This window comes from Hydrogenophaga laconesensis, assembly GCF_031457235.1.
In the GTDB taxonomy this organism is placed as follows: domain Bacteria; phylum Pseudomonadota; class Gammaproteobacteria; order Burkholderiales; family Burkholderiaceae_C; genus Hydrogenophaga; species Hydrogenophaga laconesensis.
In genome coordinates, this window is the sequence record NZ_JAVDWE010000008.1 from 113,465 (window position 1) to 129,399 (window position 15,935).

The 15,935-nt window shown below is 65.9% G+C and carries 15 protein-coding genes; 12 read left to right on the forward strand and 3 right to left on the reverse strand.

Annotation, left to right across the window (positions count from 1 at the left end; translation table 11 throughout):
• Positions 1-14 precede the first annotated feature (14 nt).
• Both dprA and J2X09_RS15070 read right to left on the reverse strand, forming a co-directional pair.
• Positions 15-1,112 (reverse strand): DNA-processing protein DprA, encoded by a 1,098-nt coding sequence (gene dprA / locus J2X09_RS15065; RefSeq protein WP_204734210.1) that lies wholly within the window; start codon positions 1,110-1,112, stop codon positions 15-17.
• 8 nt (positions 1,113-1,120) lie between these two features.
• Positions 1,121-2,362 (reverse strand): LysM peptidoglycan-binding domain-containing protein, encoded by a 1,242-nt coding sequence (locus tag J2X09_RS15070; protein WP_204734211.1) that lies wholly within the window; start codon positions 2,360-2,362, stop codon positions 1,121-1,123.
• Between the two features lie 265 nt (positions 2,363-2,627).
• On the opposite strand from J2X09_RS15070, the gene def reads away from it, so the two are divergent.
• The 12 genes from def (at position 2,628) to J2X09_RS15130 (ending at position 15,511) form a co-directional block, all read left to right on the forward strand.
• The gene (gene def, locus J2X09_RS15075) at positions 2,628-3,149 is read left to right on the forward strand and encodes a peptide deformylase (protein ID WP_204734212.1); all 522 of its coding nucleotides are present in this window, start codon (positions 2,628-2,630) and stop codon (positions 3,147-3,149) included.
• Entirely contained in the window at positions 3,146-3,649 is a 504-nt protein-coding gene (locus tag J2X09_RS15080; RefSeq protein WP_204734213.1) for a hypothetical protein, read from the forward strand. Before def ends, J2X09_RS15080 begins: the two co-directional genes overlap by 4 nt.
• Before the next feature lie 39 nt (positions 3,650-3,688).
• On the forward strand, positions 3,689-4,669 hold the full coding sequence (fmt, locus tag J2X09_RS15085; RefSeq protein WP_204734214.1) for a methionyl-tRNA formyltransferase: 981 nt from the start codon (positions 3,689-3,691) through the stop codon (positions 4,667-4,669).
• Positions 4,669-5,412, forward strand: coding sequence for an AzlC family ABC transporter permease (locus J2X09_RS15090; protein WP_204734215.1), 744 nt, complete (start codon positions 4,669-4,671; stop codon positions 5,410-5,412). The genes fmt and J2X09_RS15090 overlap by 1 nt, the downstream gene beginning before the upstream one ends.
• Positions 5,405-5,740, forward strand: a complete 336-nt coding sequence (locus tag J2X09_RS15095) for a branched-chain amino acid transport AzlD family protein (RefSeq protein ID WP_204734216.1) — start codon at positions 5,405-5,407, stop codon at positions 5,738-5,740. Before J2X09_RS15090 ends, J2X09_RS15095 begins: the two co-directional genes overlap by 8 nt.
• Before the next feature lie 368 nt (positions 5,741-6,108).
• Positions 6,109-7,920 (forward strand): ShlB/FhaC/HecB family hemolysin secretion/activation protein, encoded by a 1,812-nt coding sequence (locus tag J2X09_RS15100; RefSeq protein WP_204734217.1) that lies wholly within the window; start codon positions 6,109-6,111, stop codon positions 7,918-7,920.
• Between the two features lie 18 nt (positions 7,921-7,938).
• Positions 7,939-8,784 (forward strand): peptidylprolyl isomerase, encoded by an 846-nt coding sequence (locus tag J2X09_RS15105; RefSeq protein ID WP_204734218.1) that lies wholly within the window; start codon positions 7,939-7,941, stop codon positions 8,782-8,784.
• 156 nt (positions 8,785-8,940) lie between these two features.
• Positions 8,941-10,134, forward strand: coding sequence for a phosphoglycerate kinase (locus J2X09_RS15110; protein WP_204734219.1), 1,194 nt, complete (start codon positions 8,941-8,943; stop codon positions 10,132-10,134).
• A 206-nt stretch (positions 10,135-10,340) separates the two neighbouring features.
• On the forward strand, positions 10,341-11,672 hold the full coding sequence (locus tag J2X09_RS15115; RefSeq protein WP_204734220.1) for an ABC transporter substrate-binding protein: 1,332 nt from the start codon (positions 10,341-10,343) through the stop codon (positions 11,670-11,672).
• A 71-nt stretch (positions 11,673-11,743) separates the two neighbouring features.
• Complete coding sequence (locus J2X09_RS15120) at positions 11,744-13,474, forward strand: ABC transporter permease (protein WP_374726508.1); 1,731 nt, start codon at positions 11,744-11,746, stop codon at positions 13,472-13,474.
• Positions 13,475-13,512: 38 nt separating this feature from the next.
• On the forward strand, positions 13,513-14,598 hold the full coding sequence (locus tag J2X09_RS15125) for an ABC transporter ATP-binding protein (protein ID WP_204734359.1): 1,086 nt from the start codon (positions 13,513-13,515) through the stop codon (positions 14,596-14,598).
• Positions 14,599-14,611: 13 nt separating this feature from the next.
• Positions 14,612-15,511 (forward strand): LysR family transcriptional regulator, encoded by a 900-nt coding sequence (locus tag J2X09_RS15130; protein ID WP_204734222.1) that lies wholly within the window; start codon positions 14,612-14,614, stop codon positions 15,509-15,511.
• Between the two features lie 23 nt (positions 15,512-15,534).
• On the opposite strand, the gene J2X09_RS15135 is transcribed toward J2X09_RS15130, so the two are convergent.
• Positions 15,535-15,927 (reverse strand): YbaN family protein, encoded by a 393-nt coding sequence (locus J2X09_RS15135; protein ID WP_204734223.1) that lies wholly within the window; start codon positions 15,925-15,927, stop codon positions 15,535-15,537.
• Between the last annotated feature and the right edge of the window lie 8 nt (positions 15,928-15,935).

Here is a 15,935-nt window from a genome sequence, read left to right on the forward strand (position 1 = left end):
CCGTGTGCAGGATCTCAGCCCTGCGCCTGGCGTTGCAACAGCCCGCCCGGCAACCGAGCCACCTCCCCTGACAACTCCAGTTCGAGCAGTCGCGCCTGCAGATGGGCCGTATCCAGGCCCGTACGGGCTTGCAAGGCGTCCAGACTCACCGGGTCATGACCCATGGCCTGCAGGAGACCGTCTTCCTGATCGGCGGCCGGCGCAGGACTCTCGTGCCGCGTTGCGGGTTCTGACAGGCGAAGGTCTTCCAGGATGTCCTGTGCCGATTCCACCAGCTTGGCGCCCTGGCGGATGAGCGCATGGCAGCCGCGCGACTGTGGCGCGTGGATGGAGCCCGGGATGGCAAACACTTCACGGCCTTGCTCGGCGGCGAGCCGCGCGGTGATCAGCGAACCCGACTGCACCGCAGCTTCGACGACCAGGGTGCCTTGCGACAGGCCGGCAATGATGCGGTTGCGCTGCGGAAAATTCTCGCGCAGCGGTGGTGTGCCCAAAGGGTACTCACTGACGATGGCGCCTTGCGCCGCGATGCGGTGAGCCAGTTCGAGATGGCGCTTGGGGTAGACCCGATCCAGACCCGTGCCGACCACGGCGATCGTGGGGGCGCCGCCCAGCAGCGCGCCGTCATGTGCCGCACCGTCGACGCCCAGCGCCAGGCCCGAGACCACACAGACATCGGCCTGCCCGAGCGCCTGCGCGAACTGGCGCGCGTTCGTCTCGCCCTGCGGTGTGGGATTGCGGCTGCCGACGATCGCCAGGCGGCGCGGGTGGCGCAGGACCTGTGCGTCACCCAGCACGTAAAGCATCACCGGCGGATCGGCCATCTGCAGCAGTTCGGGTGGGTAGAGCGGATCGCCGAGCGTGAGCACGTGGCGGTCCGTGCCGCCCTCGAGCCAGGCCAGAAGGCGATCCAGCGCGGCGTTCAGGTCCTCGGGTGGTGTTTCAAGCGCATGGGCTGCGCGGGCGCCGACGACGGCCTGCCATGCCGTGGCAGGCTGAGCGAAAACGGCCTCGGGCAGGCCGAAGGCCGCGAGCAGTTTTCGAACAGATTCCAGGCCCACGCCAGGCGTGAGCAACAGCCGCAACCAGGCGGCAAGCTCGGAACGGGGCATCGATCCGGTCAGGGATTGACGAAGCGGTCGCCGACCTTCACGCCATCGGTGATTTGCAGCACCAGCGCGTAGGACACCTTGTCGAAGGTGCGGAACACCATCATCAGGCCATTGCGCTCGCCCGGCAGGCGCAGTTGCGGACGGGTCTGGTCGGTGGTGTCGGTGACGAGGCTGCTCTCGCGCTGCAGCGCCAGCACGTGGCCGCGCTCGAGGCCATGTGCACGGCCCCGGTTGATGGCAACCACCTGGTTCTGCGCGGCGTAGCGCACGGCATTGCCGTACACCGAGACGACCTGGCCGCTCTGCGCCGTTTCGGGCGCGCGCGGAATGAAGTTGGTGAGTTCGCGCTCCGGTTCCGGCAACAGGCGGTCGCCCACACGCATCTCTTCCTTGGCCGACACGATGTCGATCGCGGCGGGCACGATCTCGCTGACCGTCTTGCCATTGGCGTCCGCGGCAGGCCGTTGGGTCTCACCGCTCACCAGCTGGGCTTTGCCCACGTACTGGGCTTCGTAGCCCAGGATCTCTGCGGTGGTGGGATCGCGCAGGGGCGTGGCGTTGCGGAAGACGCGGTAGTCGATCGACTTGCCGTCGGTGACCTGCAGCGGCTCGCTTTGCGGGCCATCGCCGTACAGCGCACGGGCGTAGGCCCGGTCGCCACGCGTGAGCAGCACGCGGTTCTCCTGCGTGGCCACGATGCGAGGTGCGCGCGAGAACGTTGCCTCGTCCACGATCATGGGTTCGGTCAGGAAAGACTCGATGGCCTGCAGCGACACGGGCGGAATCGCCGAATCGCCCAGGCTTTCGTAGCGGGTGCGTGGCGAAACGCGCACCGTGGATGTGTCGCCATTGCCGGCCGGACGGGTGCTGAGGATGGCGCGGTCACCTGACTTGACGAGGTACAGAACCTGGCCTGGGTAGATGCGGTGGGGGTTCTGGATGTCCTGCCGGTTCATGCCCCAGAGTTCAGGCCAGCGCCATGGCGTCTTGAGGAACACGCCAGAGATGGCCCACAGCGTGTCGCCGCGCTTGATCGTGTAGCTGTCCGGGGCGTTCGGTGCCAGTTCAGACAACGGCACACCGGCCTGGGCCACCTGGTCGGCGGTGGCACGCTGGCCGGGGGTGATGGGGAAGTTCTGGGCCAATGCGCCGCTGGCGATGAAGGTCGCGATCACCGCGGTGGCGCAGGCCAGCGGACGCAGCTTGCGAAAGGACGTGAATTCAGCGGTCTGGCGGAGTTGCAATGGCATGGAAGTGGCCCCTGGGCGGCGATCATCGGCATTCAGACCGCGTTGCGCAGCCGGTCGCCGACGGCGCTCGTGTCTTGACAAGTCGCTTTTGATTTTGCGCCCAAGCCTTTGATTGGACAATGTTTATGGTGGATGATTTTCGCGCGTCGTGGCAAAAGTGGCGAAAATAGCGACATCGTCTTCCGCCTGTCACCGGCATGCTGCCAGCTGTCGCCCCGGTACAGTTGGAGCTTCGCGTGGCCCCACTCCAATATCAACGATTTTCATGAACCCGCCGTCGCTTTTGACCATCCTGCGCTACCCCGATCCGCGCCTGCACACCGTGGCCAAACCGGTTCAGGTGGTGGACGACCGCACCCGCGAGTTGATCGAGCGCATGTTCGACACGATGTACGACGCCAATGGCATCGGGCTGGCCGCCACGCAGGTCGACGTGCACGAACGCCTGATCGTGATCGACGTGAGCGAGACGCGAGATGAACGCCTCGTGCTGATCAACCCGGTGATCGAATGGGCCAGCCCTGAGAAGCGCAAGGGCGAAGAGGGGTGCCTCTCGGTGCCCGGTATCTACGATGGGGTGGAACGTTCGACTGCTGTGCGCGTGCGTGCGCTGGATGGGCAGGGCGTTGAACGCACCATCGAGGCCGAAGGCATGCTGGCAGTGTGCATCCAGCACGAGATGGACCACCTGATGGGCAAGGTGTTTGTCGAGTACCTGTCGCCGCTCAAGCGGGACCGCATCAAGTCCAAACTGGTCAAGGCGCAACGCGAGGCCGTGCGCGCATGAACGTGGTCCTGCGTTGCTGGCTTCTGGCCACCGCTGTGGCGCTGGCCGGTTGCTCGTTGATGCCCGAACGCGTGGCGCCCGGCACCTCGCGCGCCGACATTGAAGCGCTGCTGGGCCGCCCGACGCTGGTCCACCGGTTGCCCGATGGCACACGCCTGCAGTACTCCGGCCAACCATCGGGCCCCTGGGTGCACAACCTCGACCTCGGCACGGATGGCCGCCTGGTTCGGTATGAGCAGGTGATGGAGGCGGGCTGGCTGCTTCAGCATGTTCAGATTGGCCGCTGGACGCGAGACGATGTGTTGCGCGGCATGGGGCGCCCTGCCATGGTGGAGCGCGTGGCACGCTTTGAGGGTGAGGTCTGGTCCTACCGCTACCTGGAGGCGACCCGCCCACGCCAGGCGCATGTGCATCTGGACGCCTCGGGCGTGGTGCGGCAACTGATGTTCTCCGATGACCAGTTGCTGGGTGATCCCGTCGACGCTGTTTCCCACCCCTGATGGTGCGTGGCGTCGCGCCATCAGATCCCTATCCCTTTCATGAACATCATCTTTGCCGGCACGCCGGAATTTGCGCGTGTGGCGCTGGAACGCATGCTGGCGGCGGGCTTCCGCGCGCCCCTCGTGCTGACGCAACCCGACCGCCCCGCGGGGCGGGGTATGAAGCTGCAGGCCTCGCCGGTGAAGCAGCTCGCGCTCGAGCAGAACATCCCGGTGGTACAGCCGCGCGGCCTGCGTCTCGATGGCAAGTACCCGGACGACGCTGCCGCCGCGCGCGAAGCCATCGAAGCAGCGCAGGCCGACGCCATGGTCGTCGCGGCCTATGGCCTGATCCTTCCGCAGTGGGTGCTCGACACACCGCGTCTCGGCTGCTTCAACATCCACGCCTCGCTGTTGCCGCGCTGGCGTGGCGCGGCGCCCATCCATCGCGCCATCGAGGCGGGCGATGTGCAAACGGGCGTCACCATCATGCAGATGGACGCGGGCCTGGACACTGGCGACATGCTGTTGTCGGAAAGCGCTCCGATCCGCGATGAAGACACCACGGGCAGCCTGCACGACCGCCTGGCCACGCTGGGCGGCCGCCTGATCGTCGAAGCGCTGGAGCTCGCCGCTTGCGGCGGTCTCCGGGCCCGGCCACAGCCCGACGAGGGCGTCACCTATGCCCACAAGATCGAGAAGGCCGAAGCCGCGATCGACTGGACCCTTCCAGCGGAGGTGCTTGCACGGCGCATTCGTGCGTTCAATCCATTTCCCGGCGCAGCCACCTCGTGGACGGGCGATGCGATCAAGGTATGGGCTGCTCATGCCATGGAGGGGGCTGTCGGAGGCTCGCCTGGCGAGGTGCTGGCGGCCGGCGCCGAAGGCATCCGTGTGGCCACCGGCGCGGGGGCGTTGGCGCTGACCGAGTTGCAGCGCGCGGGTGGCAAGCGTCTCGCGGCGGCGGATTTCCTGCGCGGCTTTGCGCTTGCGCCCGGGCAGGTGCTGGACGCCGTCGTGCCGACGAAAGAGGGGGGCTGATGTTCCATCGCCGCGAATACCGCGAGCGTCCTGAGTACTGGGACGGCGTGCGCGACCAGGTGTCGGTGGCCATGGGCATCGCTGCGTGGGGGTTGATGACGGGTGTGGCGATGGTGCAGTCGGGCCTGTCTGCGCTGGAGGCCGTGCTCATGACGCTGATCGTGTACGCCGGCAGCGCCCAGCTGGCCGCCGTGCCCATGATCGCTTCCGGCGCGCCGCTGTGGGTGATCCTGGCGGCGGCCTTCTGCGTGAACCTGCGGTTCGTGGTTTTCTCGGCGCACCTGAGGCCCTACCTCATGCACCTGCCGCGCTGGGAGCGCCTGCTCAAGGGTTATGTCACCGGAGACCTGAGCTATGTGTTCTTCGCGCGCCGCTTTCCCCATCCGGGCACCAATGCGGAAGAGCTCGCGCAACAGCAGGCCTATCTGATGGGCAACTGCGCGGTGAACTACGTGGCCTGGATGGGCGCCAGCCTGATCGGCATCGCTTTGGCCAATGCGATTCCCGTCACCTGGGGCCTGGGCTTCGCCGGCATCCTGGCGTTGCTGGGCGTGCTGTGTTCGCTGGCGTCATCCCGGTTGCGAATCGTCTCGGCGGGTGTGGCCGGCGCGGCTGCGGTGGCCGCGTGGGCCTTGCCTCTCAAGCTGAACATCCTGGTGGCCATTGCCAGTGCTGTGGCGATCTGCCTCGTGCTTGAAAAATTCCGTCCGGAAGGACCGGGGCCTGGAGCGCACCATGCTTGACCTCGATCCCTGGACGTTGCTCACCATCGTGCTGCTGGGTTGCATCACGGTGATCACGCGCGGCTTCTTCTTCATCTCCAGCAAGCCCTGGAGCCTGCCTCACTGGGCGCAGCGCGGCCTGCAATACGCCCCCATTGCGGCGCTGGCTGCGGTGATCGTTCCCGAAATCGTGATGAACCAGGGCGCGCTCATTGCCACCTGGAAGGACCCTCGGCTCTTTGCCGCAGCGGCCGGCATGGCCTGGTTCTTCTGGAAGCGTGGCGTGCTCGGCACCATCGTCTGCGGCATGGCGGTGTACCTCCCCTTGCGCCTGGGTCTGGGCTGGTGACGGACCGGCACCGCGAGCGCAGCGGTGCCGCATCTCTTTGCCATGCGCATCGCGTCCGCAAAGGGGTCGTGCGTTCTTCGCGCGAGCATCAGATTGGCTGACGTCTGACTCAATCCGTTCTGCATCCAACCCGTTTCAATCGCCTCTTGCAGGGGTCGGTGGTGGCGAGGGCGGAAGCGGAGCCGTCTGAAATCCGCCGCATCTCCCCACGTTGGGGCAGGCTTTGTGCGGCTCTTGTCGAGATTTGCTCCATGTCGCGGCGAAACCATTTCGAGTCGGTCAGTCTCGCCTTCGTTACTTGATGGCGGGTGTTCCCCTCCCTGCGTTAAGAATTTCCACCGGGTCGCTCGTTACATGGACCAACCAAGTTGCCGCAGGGCAGCTATGACCCTGCAGCTAAAGCCGCGGGGTTTTTTTGTTTTACGCATCCTGAGTGGATAGAAAAGAGTCGCGAATTGAAGTTGCATGCGGGGTATGTATCGAGCAGTTCGATGGCCCGGGTGGTGTGCGTCCTGATTTCCTGTGCCGGTTGGCTGGAGGCTGGCGCGATTGCCTCAGAGATGCAGGCTGTGTTGGTGGCACAAGGCCCGTCAATTGAAGCGGAGCAGCGACGCCAGCTCAACGAGGACATGCAGCTGCGCCTGAACAGGCGACCGCCGCCACCGGGCATCGACGGCCTTCCTACGCAGAACCCCAGCGAAGCGGTACCGGCGGGGCCGTGCGAAGCGTACGAAGGCCTGAACATCGCCAACCCGATGCGCTTGAGCCGCCAGGTGCTTCAACGCGTCGAAGAGAGGCTCGACAAGACCTGCCTGAATGACAGGGATGTCGAGGAGATCATTGCCCTGCTCAACGAACACTACATCGGCCTGGGCCTGATCACCACACGCGCCGTGCGCCTGCAGTCCCAGGATCGCAAACTCAACCTGCTCGTGGTGGCCGGATTCATCGAGGAAATCCGGAAAGCCAACACCGACGACACCTCCCTGGACATGGTGTTTCCCGGCCATGAAGGCCGCCTGCTGGACATGTGGGAGTTGGAAGAGGGTCTGGAAAAGATCAATGCGCTCGGTTCCAACAACGCCCGGGTCAGCATCCAGCCAGGCACGAAGCTGGGCGGGTCGATCGTGGTCTACCAGAACGTGCTGTCCAGGCAGCAGCGCTTCAACCTGGGGGTGGACAACCTGGGGGGGAAGAACACGGGCGTCTGGCAATGGACGCTGGGTGGCTCCTTCGACAACGTCCTGGGTATCCAGGACAGCCTGTATGTCTCCGTCAAGGGCAGCCAGCGCACGACGGTGCGTGACGCCTACTCGGCCTCCTACTCGCTGCAGTACCAGTTTCCCTATGGGTTGAACCAGTACTCCCTGAGCTGGCAGGGCGGGCAATACGAATACCCCGTGCCGCTGGCGTCCGGCCTGGTGCCGCGCTACACCGGCCGATGGGACACGCTTGCGCTGGGGTGGGAGCGTCTGCTGATGCGCAACAGCCAGTCTCGAACGGCTTTTGAGGCCCGGCTGAAGACCAGCAAATCCAGGAACCGGTTTGCAGACCAGATCCTGGAGTTGCAGAGCCCGCGTCTGTCGTCCCTGGAGCTCGAGCTCAAGACTCGCGTCCACCTTCCCGCGGGCGGCACGTTGCAGGGATCCCTGACCTGGCTCAAAGGCATTGGGGCGTTTGGCGGCGTGTGGGACATCTCCCGGATCGATCCTCAGTACCCGAGTTCGAGGTTTTCTGCCTACCGGTTGACGGCAGGCCTCGACAGTTCGTTCGGACCGGTGAATCTCAGTTCCCAACTTGAAATTCAGTCATCCGGCGATGCGTTGTATTCGGCATCGCAGTTCGCCATCGGGAGCCCCTCGTCCGTCAGAGGGTTCTCCAAGCATTCGGCCACCGGCAGCTCGGGGGTGCTCTTCAGAAACACCCTTTCATGGCCTGTGGTGGTCGGCTGGCCCGTTGGGCAGTTCCTGTGGACCCCGTATCTGGGCTGGGATATCGGGCACGTGAGCGCACGGAATTCCCTGTCAGGCCACCCCGTCAACCTGGAAGGAGTGTCATATGGAATGAAGTTCGCAGGCCGTTCATTTTCTCTTGATGTTGTCTACAGCCGGCCCGTCCGCAGAAATGCGATTCCCCAGGAAAAGGGGCAGGTTTTCGTCCGAGGCTCCATGCCTTTCTGAATACAAAAATTCCCAATCATGAAAAAACTCAAAACAACCCACCTGCTGTCCTCTATCGCCTTTGCTGCGCTTCTGGGTGGCGCTGCCGCCTCGGCACAGGCGCAAGCCGCCACCGAGGTGGTCCAACCCCTTGAAGGCGTGCAGGTGACCGCGGCCGAGATCAGCGAGGTGCTGGGCATGCGGGGCATGGCCGATTCCCAGGAAATCAGGAGCAAGGTGGCCATGGAGCTCGCGGTGCGCAAGCTTGTCAGGGACGCGGCACAGGCCGAGGGTTACGCGAACCGTCCGGACGTGCAGCAAAAAACCCGTGAGGCGGCCACGGAAATTCTGGTGGACACGTATCTCTCCGAGAAGTCCCGGCCCGCCGAGGTCTCCGACGCCCAGGCGCGTCAGGAGTACGACGCCATCGTCCAGGCGATGGCGCCGCAGGACACGCTGCTCCGACTGATCGCCGTGAGATCGTCGGAAAAGAACGACGCGGTGGCCGCCATGTTCAAGCGTGGTGCCAAGTTCGAAGACGTGGCGGCCCAGCACAGCGACCTGAGCACCAAGGCGAACGGTGGTCTGATGCCCTGGCTCAACCTGAAAGATCCGGTGACCGAGGCGGGGGCCTACGGCATTCCCGGCGAAGTCGTCAAAGTGGCTTTGGCCTTGCCCAAGGGGCAGCAGTCGAAATCGGCCACGGTGGTCGATGGGGTGAGCTACTACGTGAAAGTGGAAGACAAGCGCAAGGCCAACGTGGCGCCCTTCGAGAAGATCAAGGACGACCTGAAGCAACGGATGGAAGAGCAGTCTCAGCAGCAGAAGGTTCGCGAGGTGGTGGCCAAGCTGATCCAGCAGAAGAAGGCGGCTCCACAGAAGTGAACGGACCGCGTCGCGCACCTGGCACGTGCCGGGTGCGCCACTGAGCCCGCCCGTGACGCGCGTCACCGAACGCCTGCGCACGGGCTGACCGGCCCCCTGCGAGGGGCCGGGCTTTTCCTACAATGCGGGCTTCTTTTGACGACCAGAACGCCCAACATGTCCTTCATCCGCTTTTCCGATCTGTGTTCCAGTGGCCAGGCCAAAGGCCAACGTGTCTTCATCCGCGCGGACCTCAACGTGCCGCAGGACGAGACGGGCCGCATCACGGAAGACACCCGCATCCGTGCGAGCATCCCCGCGATCCGCATGGCGCTGGAGGCCGGCGCGGCGGTCATGGTCACCAGCCACCTGGGCCGGCCCACCGAAGGCGCCTTCAAGCCCGAAGACTCCCTGGCCCCCGTGGCCGCGCGCCTGGGCGAACTCATGGACCGGCCCGTGCGCCTGGTGAGCAACTGGGTCGACGGCGACTTCTCCGTGGCCCCCGGCGAGGTCGTGCTGCTGGAGAACTGCCGCCTGAACGTGGGCGAGAAGAAGAACAGCCCCGAACTGGCGAAGAAGCTCGGGGCCCTGTGCGACATCTTCGTGCACGACGCCTTCGGCACCGCGCACCGCGCCGAAGGCACCACCTACGGCATCGCCGAGACCGCCCCCATCGCCTCGGCCGGCCCGTTGCTGGCCGCCGAGATGGACGCGATTGCCAAAGCCCTGGCCGCCCCGAAGCGCCCGCTCGTGGCCATCGTTGCGGGCTCCAAGGTCAGCACCAAGCTGACCATCCTGCAGAGCCTGGCGAAGAACGTGGACCACCTGATCGTCGGTGGTGGCATCGCCAACACCTTCATGCTGGCCGCGGGCCTGAAGATCGGCAAGAGCCTGGCCGAGCCGGACCTGGTGGACCAGGCCAAAGCGGTGATCGAGGCGATGAAGGCGCGGGGGGCGGAGGTGCCGATCCCCACCGACGTGGTGACGGCCAAGGCGTTCGCGGCGGACGCGCCGGCCACCACGAAGCTGGCCACCGAGGTGGCCGATGACGACCTGATCCTGGACATCGGGCCGCAGACGGCGGCGAAGCTGGCCGAACAACTCATGAAGGCGGGCACGATCGTGTGGAACGGGCCGGTGGGGGTGTTCGAGTTCGCGGCGTTCGAGGGTGGCACGAAGGCCATCGCGCAGGCGATTGCGAAGAGCAGCGCGTTCAGCATCGCGGGGGGCGGGGACACGCTGGCGGCCATTGCGAAGTACGGCATCGAGCAGGAGGTGGGCTACATCTCCACCGGCGGTGGCGCCTTCCTCGAGGTGCTCGAAGGCAAGACGCTGCCGGCCTTTGAAGTGCTGGAACGCAGGGCCACATGAACCCCCACGCTCCGCCGCTGCGCGGGTCGCTGCCCCCCGAGGGGGCCGAGCCGGCCTTGGGAGCGGCCCGGCGGCCGGCTCGCTGCTGACGCTCGGGGTTTACCCGACTCATGCCGCGATTTATGCGGCTCATCAGAAACCATGATTGGTGAGCCGCGCTTTCTGTTGCTAAATTGTTTCCGTCACAAACAACGATGGAGACAGGCATGGCACGACAGACAGCGCTGAAGGTCGCGGTTCTTTCCCTGGTGGTCGCGTGTTCCGCCGCGCACGCCGGCACGGTCTCCGTGCTCACATCGTTCCCCAAGGAACTGACAGAGGCCTACAAGAAAGCCTTTGAAGCCGCCCACCCCGGCATCAAGATCGAGATCCTCAACAAGAACACCACGGCCAGCATTGCCTACATCAAGGAGCTGGCGGTGGGCCAGCGCCCCGACGTGATGTGGGCTTCGGCGCCGGATGCCTTCGAGGTGCTGGCACGGGACAAGCTGTTGCAGCCTGCCCCTGAAGTGAAGAATACCCAGGTGCCCGCCAAGGTGGGCAACTACCCCATCAACGACCCGGACGGTATGTATTACGGCCAGGCGCTGGCGGGCTACGGCCTGATGTGGAACACGCGCTACCTGCAGGCCAACAAGGTGCCCGCGCCGCGCGAGTGGGCCGACCTCACCAAGCCTGTCTACTTCGGCCACGTGTCCATTTCCTCGCCCTCGCGTTCCGGCACGACCCACCTCACCGTCGAGACCATCCTGCAGGGCGAAGGCTGGGAGAAGGGCTGGACGCAGATGCTGCAGATCGCGGGCAACTGCGCCGCCGTGACCGACCGCAGCTTCGCGGTGCCCGATGGCGTGAACAATGGCCAGTACGGCATTGGCATGGTGATCGACTTTTTCGGGCTGGCCGGCAAGTACTCGGGCTATCCGGTGGAGTTCCACTACCCGTCGGTGACGGCGGTGGTGCCGGCCAACATCGCGCTCATCAGCGGCGGCAAGAACGCCGACGAGGCGAAGAAGTTCATCGCCTACACGCTCTCGCGGGAAGGCCAGGAGCTGCTATTCGATCCGAAGATCAGCCGCCTGCCGGTGCTGCCCAATGCCTCGTTCGGCGGCAAGGCGCCAGCCAACTACCCCGATGCGCAGGAGATCGCCAAGCGCGCCAAGGTGCAGTTCAACACCGATCTCTCCAGCAACCGCTACCAGGTGGTGGTGAGTCTGTTCGACCAGATGGTGACCTTCCGCCTCAAGGAGCTGCAGGCCGCCACACGAGCCATTCACGAGGCAGACCGCCGGCTGCAGGCCAAGCCCAATGCCCATGGCAGCGAGTTGCTGCGCCAGGCCAAGAGCTTTGCCTATTCATCGCTGGTGCCCGAGACCATGGTGAAGGACGAGAAATTCCTCAACCTCTTCCGCCAGAACAAGCGCGACGTCGAGGTGGCCAAGCAGCTCACCGGGCTCGAGGAGCTGTGGAGCTCGAAAGCCAAAGCCAATTACGAGCGCGCGCGCGATCTGGCCAACCAGGCCGCCGCGCTCGCCAAGTGAAGGCCTGAACGCCCAGTGATGCCCCCACGGCGGCCTGCCGTGCGGGACCCTTCTTCTCCGGAAAGATGCCCATGTCCGCTGTCCTGACAGGTTCCGCCGCGCCCGCGCCGCGCAGGCTGCGCCCCCCCATCGTGTGGGGCCACTGGCTGCTGGCCGGCCTGGTGTTCGCCTTCCTCTTCCTGTTCCTGCTGCTGCCGATCGGCGAGGTGATCTATACCGCCTTCGTCACGGAGACCGGCTCGCCCACGCTGGGGCATTTCAGCAACTTCTTCGGCCAGAGCCTGTTGCGCGAGTCGCTGATCAACAGCCTGCTGGTGGCGCTGGCTTCGGTGTTCTTCGCGTCGGTGATCGCGATTCCGCTCGCGTACCTCACGGTGCGTTTCGAGTTTCGCGGCGCCCTGCTGATCCAGACGCTGGGGGTGCTGCCGCTGATCATGCCGCCTTTCGTCGGCGCGGTGGCGCTGCAACTCATCTTCGGCCGCAGCGGTTCGGTCAACCTGCTGCTCAACGACTGGTTCGGATTCACCATCCCCATCATGGACGGCCTGGTGGGCGTGACCTTCGTCGAAAGCATTCACTACTTCCCGTTCATCCTGCTCAACCTCGTGGCCGCCATGCGCAACATCGACGGTGCGATGGAGGAGTCGGCGCAGAACCTGGGCGCCAGGGGCTGGCGCCTGTTCTGGCGCATCATCTTTCCGCTGTCGTTGCCGGGCTACCTGGCCGGTGCGGCACTGGTGTTCGTGAAGGTGTTCGACGACCTCGGCACGCCGCTCGTGATGGGCGTGACCAACATGCTCGCGCCCCAGGCCTACCTGCGCATCACGTCGGTGGGCATCGAGGACCCGCTGGGTTACGTTATCAGCGTGATCATGATCGTGCTGTCCATCCTGGCGTTGTGGATGGCGGCGCGCGTCATGAAGGGCAAGGACTACTCGACGCTGCAGAAGGGCGGCAACTCGCTGCAACGCCGCCCGCTGCGCGGTCTGGCCTCGGTGTTCGCCTATGCGTGGGTGGTCTTCGTCCTGGTGGTCACGCTGGCACCGCACCTGGGCATTCTGCTGATGTCGTTCTCCAAGGTCTGGAGCTTCTCGGTGCTGCCAGACAGCTACACGCTGGAACACTACGCCACCATCTTCACCGACTCCAAGCTGATGGTGGCCAACACGCTGAAGTATTGCCTGATGGCGGCTGGCCTGGACGTGGTGCTGGGCACGCTCATCGCCTACCTGATCTTCCGCACGAACTTGCCAGCGCGCCGCTGGCTCGACTACACCGCCTCGATCGCGCTAGCCATTCCGGGCCTGGTGCTCGCCATTGGCTACCTGCGGATGTTCAAGGGCGTCAACATTCCGTTCACGGACACACCCGTGATCAGCACCTGGGTGCTGATCATGATCGCCTACGCCGTGCGCCGCCTGCCCTATGCGCTGCGTTCGTGCATGGCTGCGCTGCAGCAGGTGCACATCTCGCTCGAAGAAGCGGGGCAGAGCCTGGGAGCCGGCAAGGTGAGCACGGTGCGGCGCATCATGGTGCCGCTCATGATGGGGGGCATTCTCGCCGGCTTCGTCACCAGCTTCATCACCGCGGCGGTGGAGCTCTCTGCCACCATCCTGCTCACCTCGGCGCAGAGCCAGGCCCCCATGAGCTACGGCATCTACCTTTACATGCAGAGCATTGCCGGGCGCGGGCCGGGCGCGGCACTCGGCGTGGTCGCCGTGGTCGTGGTGGCCATCGGCACCTACCTCTCGCACCGGGTGGTGGAGAAGTCGCGAGCGCCCGATCGCGCCGCGCAGCCCTGAACCCGCCACGACAGACAACTCGAAAGACAGCCATGCATCTGAACAAGGTCTCCCTCGAAGCGCGCCACATCAGCCTGAGCTACGGCAGCACCGAAGTGCTCAAGGACGTCAACATCCGCATCGAGCCGGGCGAGTTCTTCGCGCTGCTCGGTCCGTCGGGCTCGGGCAAGTCCACGCTGCTGCGGCTCATCGCCGGCTTCAACCAGCACCAGCGGGGCGAACTGCTGATCGATGGCAAGGACATCACCGGCACGCCGCCGCACCTGCGCAACGTGGGCATGGTGTTCCAGAACTACGCGCTGTGGCCGCACATGACGGTGTGGGACAACGTGGCCTTCGGTCTGGTGGAACGCAAGGAGCCCAAGGAGTCGCTGCGCCGCAAGGTGGCTGCCGCGCTCGAACTGGTGGGCCTGCAGGACTACGCGCAGCGCCGGCCGAGCCAGCTGTCGGGTGGGCAGCAGCAGCGCGTGGCGCTGGCGCGCACGGTGGTGATCGAGCCCAAGCTGCTGCTGCTCGACGAGCCGCTGTCCAACCTCGACAAGAACCTGCGCGTGCAGATGCGCGAGGAGCTCAAGAACCTGCAGCGCACGCTGGGCCTGACCACCATCTTCGTGACGCACGACCAAGAAGAGGCGATGACGACCGCCGACCGCATGGCCGTGCTGGACAAGGGTGTGCTGCAACAGGTGGGCACGGCCGCCGCGCTGTTCGACTTCCCGGCCAACCGTTTCGTGGCGAGCTTCGTGGGCACGGCCAACCTGGTGCAAGGCCGGGTGACGCGCGTGAATGGCGAGACCCTGCATTTCCAGGCCGATGGGCTGGGCGAGATGGTGCTGCCGCGCAACCAGGAAAGCCCGGGCGCGGGCCCGGCGTCCCTGTCGTTCCGACCACACACCGTGCACATCCGCGTGCGCGACGAGCATGGCGACGCCTCCCGCATCTGGCTGGACGGGCGGGTCGAAAGCTCGGAGTTCCTGGGCGAAACCTCGCGCTATCGGGTGCGCGTGGGCGAAGCGCTGATCGTCGCCAACCAGGCGCACTACTCCGGGCTCTCGCTGTTTCCGCCGGGGGCCGAGGTGCGGCTGGGCATCGAGCCCACGCAGGCGCGCTTCCTCACGCACTGAGCGCCGCGCCGGCATGGAGATCTACCAGCTCCGCGCGTTCGTCACCGTTGCGCGGATCGGCCAGCTCACGCGAGCGGCCGAAGCCCTGCACGTCACGCAGCCGGCGGTCACCGGGCAGATCAAGGCGCTGGAGGAAGAGCTGGGCGTGTCGCTGTTCGACCGGCGACCCGGGCGCATCGCGCTCACGCGAGCGGGGGAGCGACTGTTGCCAGAGGCCGAGAAGGTGCTCGAAGCGGCGGGCGCGCTGATGGGGCGTGCGCGCGAAATGCAGGGCGAGGTGTCGGGCTCGCTGGTCATCGGCACGCTGGGCGATTCCGATGCCCTGCGGCTGGGTTCGCTGCTCGGTGGCTTGGTGGCGGCCTTGCCCTTGCTCGACATCAAGACCCGTTCGGGCGACGCAGAGACGCTGCGTGAGGCGGTGGCCACGTCCACGCTGCAGGCGGCGTTCTACATCGGGCCGCACATCCCGCGCGACGTGCTCGGCCTCCCGCTGCAGACCATCAGCTACCGGGTGGTGGCGCCGGTGTCGTACCGCGACCGTTTGTTGCATGCCGGCTGGCGCGAGATCGCCGACATGCCGTGGGTCGGCACGCCCCATGCCAGCCACGCGCAGACGCTGCTGCGCGACATGTTCTCGCGTCAGGGCCTGCTGCCCAACCAGGTGGTCGAGTCCGACGACGCGTCCGCGCCGTTCAGCCTGGTGCGGGCGGGCCTCGGTCTGGCGTTGCTGCGAGAAGACATGGCGGTGCCTGCGGCCGAGCGCGAGGAACTGGTGATCTGGCCGCACACACGCGTGGCGGCCCTGCTGAGTTTCATCTACCCGAGGACCGCGGAGCACGACCCGGCCATCGTGGCCGCCCTGTCGGTGCTGCGCCAGGTGTGGGGCCTGCCGCCGTCGCGGCCGCCGGCCTGACGGCGGTCAGGAAGTGGGCGCTGTCACGCCTTGCGCGTGGGAATGCGCAGCACCACCCAGGCGCCTACCAGGCCCGCCACCAGCAGCCCGCCCAATGCCCAGGGTTGGTGGCGGAACCCCCAGGCCGACAGGCTCACCATCACCAGCATGGAGCCGACGGCGATGGTCTTGGTGCGCCTGGTCAGGCTGCGGTGTGTTTCCCAGTCCCGCACCATGGGGCCCAGGAATCGGTGGTTGGTCAGCCAGGAGTGCAGTCGCGGCGAGGCCTTGGCATAGCAGGCCGCCGCGAGCAGCACGAAGGGCGTGGTGGGCAGCCCCGGCACCACCACGCCGATGAGGCCCAGCGCCAGCGACACGGTGCCGGCCAGCCAGAGCAGCCAGCGCACCGTGCGCGAGGAGGAGGGCGTGGTGGTCATGACGCTGG

Excerpts from the sequence above, each read along its gene's own strand:
- dprA (WP_204734210.1), bottom strand. The coding sequence starts at position 1,112 with ATGCCCCGTTCCGAGCTTGCCGCCTGGTTGCGGCTGTTGCTCACGCCT.
- J2X09_RS15070 (WP_204734211.1), bottom strand. The coding sequence starts at position 2,362 with ATGCCATTGCAACTCCGCCAGACCGCTGAATTCACGTCCTTTCGCAAG.
- def (WP_204734212.1), top strand. The coding sequence starts at position 2,628 with ATGAACCCGCCGTCGCTTTTGACCATCCTGCGCTACCCCGATCCGCGC.
- J2X09_RS15080 (WP_204734213.1), top strand. The coding sequence starts at position 3,146 with ATGAACGTGGTCCTGCGTTGCTGGCTTCTGGCCACCGCTGTGGCGCTG.
- fmt (WP_204734214.1), top strand. The coding sequence starts at position 3,689 with ATGAACATCATCTTTGCCGGCACGCCGGAATTTGCGCGTGTGGCGCTG.
- J2X09_RS15090 (WP_204734215.1), top strand. The coding sequence starts at position 4,669 with ATGTTCCATCGCCGCGAATACCGCGAGCGTCCTGAGTACTGGGACGGC.
- J2X09_RS15095 (WP_204734216.1), top strand. The coding sequence starts at position 5,405 with ATGCTTGACCTCGATCCCTGGACGTTGCTCACCATCGTGCTGCTGGGT.
- J2X09_RS15105 (WP_204734218.1), top strand. The coding sequence starts at position 7,939 with ATGAAAAAACTCAAAACAACCCACCTGCTGTCCTCTATCGCCTTTGCT.
- J2X09_RS15110 (WP_204734219.1), top strand. The coding sequence starts at position 8,941 with ATGTCCTTCATCCGCTTTTCCGATCTGTGTTCCAGTGGCCAGGCCAAA.
- J2X09_RS15115 (WP_204734220.1), top strand. The coding sequence starts at position 10,341 with ATGGCACGACAGACAGCGCTGAAGGTCGCGGTTCTTTCCCTGGTGGTC.
- J2X09_RS15120 (WP_374726508.1), top strand. The coding sequence starts at position 11,744 with ATGTCCGCTGTCCTGACAGGTTCCGCCGCGCCCGCGCCGCGCAGGCTG.
- J2X09_RS15130 (WP_204734222.1), top strand. The coding sequence starts at position 14,612 with ATGGAGATCTACCAGCTCCGCGCGTTCGTCACCGTTGCGCGGATCGGC.
- J2X09_RS15135 (WP_204734223.1), bottom strand. The coding sequence starts at position 15,927 with ATGACCACCACGCCCTCCTCCTCGCGCACGGTGCGCTGGCTGCTCTGG.